The 5,350-nt window shown below is 64.8% G+C and carries 6 protein-coding genes; 4 read left to right on the top strand and 2 right to left on the bottom strand.

The window, feature by feature from the left end; genetic code table 11:
- The 4 genes from EN906_RS21640 to EN906_RS21625 form a co-directional block, all read left to right on the top strand.
- A partial coding sequence (locus EN906_RS21640; RefSeq protein ID WP_245484310.1) for a mitofilin family membrane protein occupies positions 1-548 on the top strand: 548 nt, incomplete at its 5' end.
- 10 nt (positions 549-558) lie between these two features.
- Complete coding sequence (locus EN906_RS21635) at positions 559-2,163, top strand: heme biosynthesis protein HemY (RefSeq protein ID WP_127270035.1); 1,605 nt, start codon at positions 559-561, stop codon at positions 2,161-2,163.
- A gap of 36 nt (positions 2,164-2,199) precedes the next feature.
- The gene (locus tag EN906_RS21630; protein ID WP_127268697.1) at positions 2,200-2,679 is read left to right on the top strand and encodes a TerB family tellurite resistance protein; all 480 of its coding nucleotides are present in this window, start codon (positions 2,200-2,202) and stop codon (positions 2,677-2,679) included.
- Positions 2,680-2,694: 15 nt separating this feature from the next.
- Entirely contained in the window at positions 2,695-3,408 is a 714-nt protein-coding gene (locus tag EN906_RS21625; protein ID WP_127268698.1) for a glutamine amidotransferase, read from the top strand.
- A gap of 78 nt (positions 3,409-3,486) precedes the next feature.
- Here the strand turns inward: EN906_RS21625 and EN906_RS21620 are convergent, their stop codons facing one another.
- Both EN906_RS21620 and EN906_RS21615 read right to left on the bottom strand, forming a co-directional pair.
- Entirely contained in the window at positions 3,487-3,795 is a 309-nt protein-coding gene (locus tag EN906_RS21620; RefSeq protein WP_127268699.1) for an NIPSNAP family protein, read from the bottom strand.
- A gap of 51 nt (positions 3,796-3,846) precedes the next feature.
- Complete coding sequence (locus EN906_RS21615; RefSeq protein WP_127268700.1) at positions 3,847-5,085, bottom strand: MFS transporter; 1,239 nt, start codon at positions 5,083-5,085, stop codon at positions 3,847-3,849.
- Positions 5,086-5,350 lie beyond the last annotated feature (265 nt).

Below are 5,350 nucleotides of genomic sequence, written 5' to 3'. Positions count from 1 at the left end.
AGTCTGTGTCGCAGCTGTCCGGCAAGGTCGAGGCGGCGGCGGGGCAGCCGAAGGTTGCGCTTGCCATCGCGGCGTCGGCCTTGAAAGCGGCGCTCGAGCGTGGCGGGCCGTTTTCGGCCGAACTCGAAACCCTCGCGGCGATTTCGCCCGATGCGCCGCAGCTTGCGGCACTGCGCCCCTATGCTGAAAAGGGCGTTCCGACCCGCGCCGAGATCGCATCGCAGGCTGATGCCGCCGCCAATGCCATGGTCACTGCCGCGACGCCCGTCGATGAGAATGCCGGCTTCCTGCAGAATCTGATGTCGAGCGCCGAATCGCTGGTCAAGGTCAGGCCGATCGGCGCCGTCGAAGGCGCCGGCGCACCGGAAACCGTCGCGCGCATGGAGGCGGCGGTCAACCAGGGCGACTACGCGAAGGCACTCAGCGAGTATGAAACGCTGCCCGAGGCCGCCAAGGCCGCTGGCGCGGACTTTGTCGGCAAGCTGAAGGCACGCATCGAGGTCGAAACCCAGGTCGATGCGCTGATCTCGGGCGCGATGAAGGCATGAGGGCAACACAATGATCCGCCTGCTCGCCTTCCTCATCGTCGTTTTCGCGCTCGGGCTGGGCTTTGCCTGGCTGGCCGACCGGCCGGGCGACATGGTCGTCACTTTTAACGGCTATCAATACCAGGTCAGCCTGATGGTGGCGGCGGTGGCCGTCGTTGCCGTGGTCGCCGCGGTGATGATCCTGTGGTGGCTGCTCAAGTCGCTGTGGAACAGCCCCTACACCATCTCGCGCTATTTCCGTGTCCGCCGCCGCGATCGTGGCTATCAGGCGCTGTCGACCGGCATGATTGCCGCCGGCGCCGGTGATGGCGCGCTGGCCCGCAAGAAGACCAAGGAAGCCGCCAAGCTGATCCGTTCCGACCAGGAGCCGCTGATCCACCTGCTGGAAGCGCAGGCGTCGCTGCTCGAAGGCGATCATGAAGGCGCGCGACAGAAATTCGAGAGCATGCTCGACGATCCCGAAATGCGGCTGCTAGGCTTGCGCGGGCTTTATCTGGAAGCCGAACGGCTTGGCGACCGCAACGCCGCCAGGCATTATGCCGGCCGTGCCGCGGTGATGGCGCCGCAGCTGGCCTGGGCAGCGGAATCGACGCTGGAAGAGCTGACCGCGCGCGGCGACTGGGACGGCGCCCTGAAACTGGTCGACGCGCAGAAATCGACACGGCAGATCGAACGCGATGCCGCCAACCGCCGCCGCGCCGTGCTGCTGACCGCCAAGGCGCAGGCGCTTGCCGACAGCGATCCCGCCGCCGCCAGGACTGCGGCGATCGAGGCCAACAAGCTGCGGCCGGACTTCGCGCCCGCCGCCGTTGCCGCGGCTGCCGCATTGTTCAAGCAGAACGATGTGCGCAAGGGCTCGAAGATACTCGAGGCAGCCTGGAAGGCCGAGCCGCATCCGGAAATCGCCGAGCTTTATACCCATGCAAGGCCGGGCGACGCGGTGCTCGACCGCCTCAACCGGGCGAAGAAGCTGCAGGAAATGAAGAAGAACCACGCCGAATCGTCGATGACGGTGGCGCGCGCCGCGCTCGACGCACAGGACTTCTCGACCGCCCGCCGCGAGGCCGAGGCGGCGATCCGGATGGACCGCCGCGAGGGCGCCTATCTGCTGCTCGCCGACATCGAGGAGGCCGAGACCGGCGATCAGGGCAAGGTGCGGCAGCTGCTGTCCAGGGCGGTGCGGGCGCCGCGCGATCCGGCCTGGGTCGCAGACGGCGTGGTATCGGAACGCTGGGCGCCGGTGTCGCCGATCACCGGCCGGCTCGACGCCTTCGAGTGGCGTGCGCCGATGGAGCGTCTCGGCCAGTTGATCGACAGCCATGACGACATGCCAGCCGGTGCGGCGCCGGTCATCGAAGCATTGGCAAAGCCCACGAGCGAAAAAGGGCCGATCGAGGTGATCGATGACGCCGGTGGCGAGACGTCGGCGGGCAAGCAAGCTGAAAGTCGCGAAGAAGATCATGTCAGGCCGATCACGGCAGCGGCCTTCGCCGCGGTGCCGGGCGATGCCGAGGGCGTCGATCCGGCCGAGGAGCTTGCGCGGTTGCCGGACGATCCCGGCGTCGATCCGGACGAGGAAGCGGAGAAATCGCCGCGCCGGTTTCGGTTGTTTTGAGTTGGGCAGGCCGTCAGGCCGTTGGGGTATGGATCTATGTTTGAACGCGTTCTGTCGTTTCTCAGGGATTTGCCGGCCGGCGCCGGCACTCGTGCCAGCACGGACGATCCGCGCATCGCCGCCTCGGCGCTGCTCTACCATGTGATGAATGCCGATGGCGTGCGCCAGGATGTCGAGTGGGAACGGTTCAAGGCGGTGCTGGCGGAGAGCTATTCGATCAGCGGCACGGAACTTGAGGCGCTTGCCGCCGCCGGCGAGCGGGCCGACAATGAGGCGATCGATCTCTATGCCTTCACCAGTGTCCTGAAGCGCCATCTCGATGCCGATGCGCGCAAGGCCTTCATCGGCCTGATGTGGGAAATCGTCTATGCCGACGGCGAGTTGCACGAGCTCGAGGACAACACCGTCTGGCGCGTCGCCGAGCTGATCGGCGTCGAACGCCATGATCGCGTCGAGGCGCGCCGCAAGGCAGCGGCGCACGCGCCCGGCGCCACCGGAACATCGAGCGACGAATAGGATTTTCGCCTTCCCATGCCGCGCCAAACGAGTTCGAAGCCAAAGATACTGATCGTGCTGCATCAGGAGAGTTCGAGCCCAGGGCGTGTCGGCCACATGTTGCTGGAAGAAGGGTTCGACCTCGATATCCGCCGGCCGCCGCTTGGCGACGCCTTGCCCGAAACACTGGACGGCCACGCCGGCACGGTGGTGTTCGGCGGTCCGATGAGCGCCAATGACGAGGACGAGTTCGTTCGCCGCGAGACCAACTGGCTGGAAATACCGCTGAGGGAGAACCGGCCATGTCTCGGCATCTGTCTCGGCGCACAGATGCTGGTCAACTATCTCGGCGGCAAGGTCGAAGGACACGGCGAAGGGCTGGTCGAGGTTGGCTGGTATCCCCTGAAAGCGACCGAAGCCGGCAAGCAACTGATGCACTGGCCGGAGATGGTCTATCAGTTCCACCGCGAGGGTTTCTCGCTGCCCAGGGACGCGACGCTGCTGGCGACGGCCGAGACCTATCCCAACCAGGCCTTCCGCTACGGCGACAATGCCTGGGGCATCCAGTTCCATGGCGAACTGACCAGGGTGATGATGCAGCGCTGGGTGGTGCGCGGCGCGCATCGCTTCGAATTGCCCGGTGCCCAGCCCGGCCGCGATCATCTCGGCGGCCGGCTGATCTGGGACATGCATCTCAAGCGCTGGCTGGACGAGTTCCTGCGGATGATTTTCGGCAAGCCGAGCAGATAGCTAATGCATGTCGCCCAAAAGCGACCTCGGTTTTGGGAAAACGACATGCATAAAACAAGACTTAAAGCGCGACGCGCTTTAAGGTTCGAGCACCGGCCGCAGGAAGCTGCGCTCGTAGCTGAGAATGCTGCGATTGCGTTTTTCCATTTCAAACACTTCCTGGCATTCCGGGTCGGCAGCCATACGCTTGCGATAGACCTCGTAGTCGGCAAGGCTCGGAAAGCTGAACATGGCAAAAGCGATATTGCTCGCCCCCTCGCTCGGAAGGAAATAGCCGTGATGGTTTCCGCCGAGGCGGTTGACCAGAGCTATCCAGCGACGGCCATAAACTTCGAACTCGGCAAGCTTGTAGGGGTCGATGACATATTTCAGGTAGCAAGTGATCATGAGAGCTCCTGTGGCATGGGCGAGGCATGTCGGCTGTCAAACGTAGGAAGATCAGTTGCGTCCGTCGAGATGGCGCACCTTGCGCAGTTGCGGGAACAGCACCATCCACAGGCCCGCTACGGCGATGGCGCCGATGCCGCCGATCACCACGGCCGGCACCGTGCCGATCAGCGCGGCCATCGTGCCGGCGCGGAATTCGCCGACCTCGTTGGAGGCGCCGACAAAGACCTGGTTGACGGCGTTGACGCGGCCGCGCACATGGTCGGGCGTCCACAGCTGAATTAGCGTTTCCCTGATGTAGACGCTGAACATATCGGTGGCGCCAAGGAAGACCAGCGCCACGATCGACAGCCAGGTGATGGTGGAAAGGCCGAACAGCACGGTGAAGGCGCCGAACGAGGCGGCGGCGACCAGCATGATCATGCCCGCGTGGTTGCGAAGCGGATGCCCGGCCAGCCAGATGGCGACGCAAATGGCGCCGATGCTGGGCGCCGAGCGCAGCAGGCCGAGGCCCCAGGGGCCGAGCTGGAGGATGTCGCGCGCATAGACCGGCAGCAGCGCCGAGGCGCCGGACAGGAGCACGGCGAACAGATCGAGCGAGATGGCGCCGAGCACGATCTTCTCGCTCCAGATGTAGCTGAACCCGCCGAGCAGGTGCTGCATCGTCGGCTTTTCCGACTCGGTCCGCTGCGACGGCTTCGGAATGGTGAAGATCAGCAGCCCGGACACGAGCATCAGGACGGCGGCGGTTCCGTAGGCCGCTTCCGGCGACACGCCGTAGAGCAGGCCGCCGGCGACCGGGCCGACGATGGTCGCCGTCTGCCAGGCCGATGAATTCCAGGCGATGGCGTTGGCGAAATCCTGAGGCGGCACCAGATTGGCGAACAGCGAGGCGGAGGCCGGACCGAAAAAGGCGCGGGCGACGCCGAACATGGCAAGCACGCAGAAGATCGGCAGCGGCCCGCTGATGCCGCGCAGCGTCAGGAACAGCAGCGCCAGCGCGCACATCGCCTCCACCACGACCGCCAGCGCCATGATCAGGCGGCGGCCGAAGCGATCAGCGACGACGCCGGTGACCAGCACCAGAAGCAGCGACGGCAGGAACTGGACGATGCCGACAAGGCCGAGATCGAGCGGGTCGCGGGTCAAATCGTACATCTGCCAGCCGACCGCGACGGACACGATCATGGTGGCGAATGTGGTGAGGAAACGCGCCGCCCAATAGCTCAGGAAGGAGCGGTGGCGGAACGCGGCATAGCGCTGGTCCGGCGATATCTGTTCTGCTGTCATGATTTAAGAGGCCCCGTTCGAATGGCATCAGCTGGCGGGGCACTTCCACGATGGGCGCTGGTCCGGCTGGCGGAACTTTTAGCTCAGTTCGCAGCGGATATGCGTCAAAATCAGTGCTGGATCAAGGAATTTTCAGCCTAAAGCGCGTCGCGACTTTTGAGCGAGATGCATTAGCGCTACTGCGTCATGAGTTTCTGGCCGAACGGAGCAATCGTTGACGTTGGCGCTGCCCCTCACTGTCCTGCCGGACATCCTATAGTGACGG

This window comes from Mesorhizobium sp. M7A.F.Ca.CA.004.06.1.1 (assembly GCF_003999135.1).
Lineage (GTDB): Bacteria > Pseudomonadota > Alphaproteobacteria > Rhizobiales > Rhizobiaceae > Mesorhizobium.
This window is presented reverse-complemented; position numbering and strand designations above follow the sequence as displayed.

Bases quoted from the DNA above. Each gene is read 5' to 3' on its own strand.
- EN906_RS21635 (WP_127270035.1), top strand. From the start codon at position 559: ATGATCCGCCTGCTCGCCTTCCTCATCGTCGTTTTCGCGCTCGGGCTG.
- EN906_RS21615 (WP_127268700.1), bottom strand. From the start codon at position 5,085: ATGACAGCAGAACAGATATCGCCGGACCAGCGCTATGCCGCGTTCCGC.
- EN906_RS21630 (WP_127268697.1), top strand. From the start codon at position 2,200: ATGTTTGAACGCGTTCTGTCGTTTCTCAGGGATTTGCCGGCCGGCGCC.
- EN906_RS21625 (WP_127268698.1), top strand. From the start codon at position 2,695: ATGCCGCGCCAAACGAGTTCGAAGCCAAAGATACTGATCGTGCTGCAT.
- EN906_RS21620 (WP_127268699.1), bottom strand. From the start codon at position 3,795: ATGATCACTTGCTACCTGAAATATGTCATCGACCCCTACAAGCTTGCC.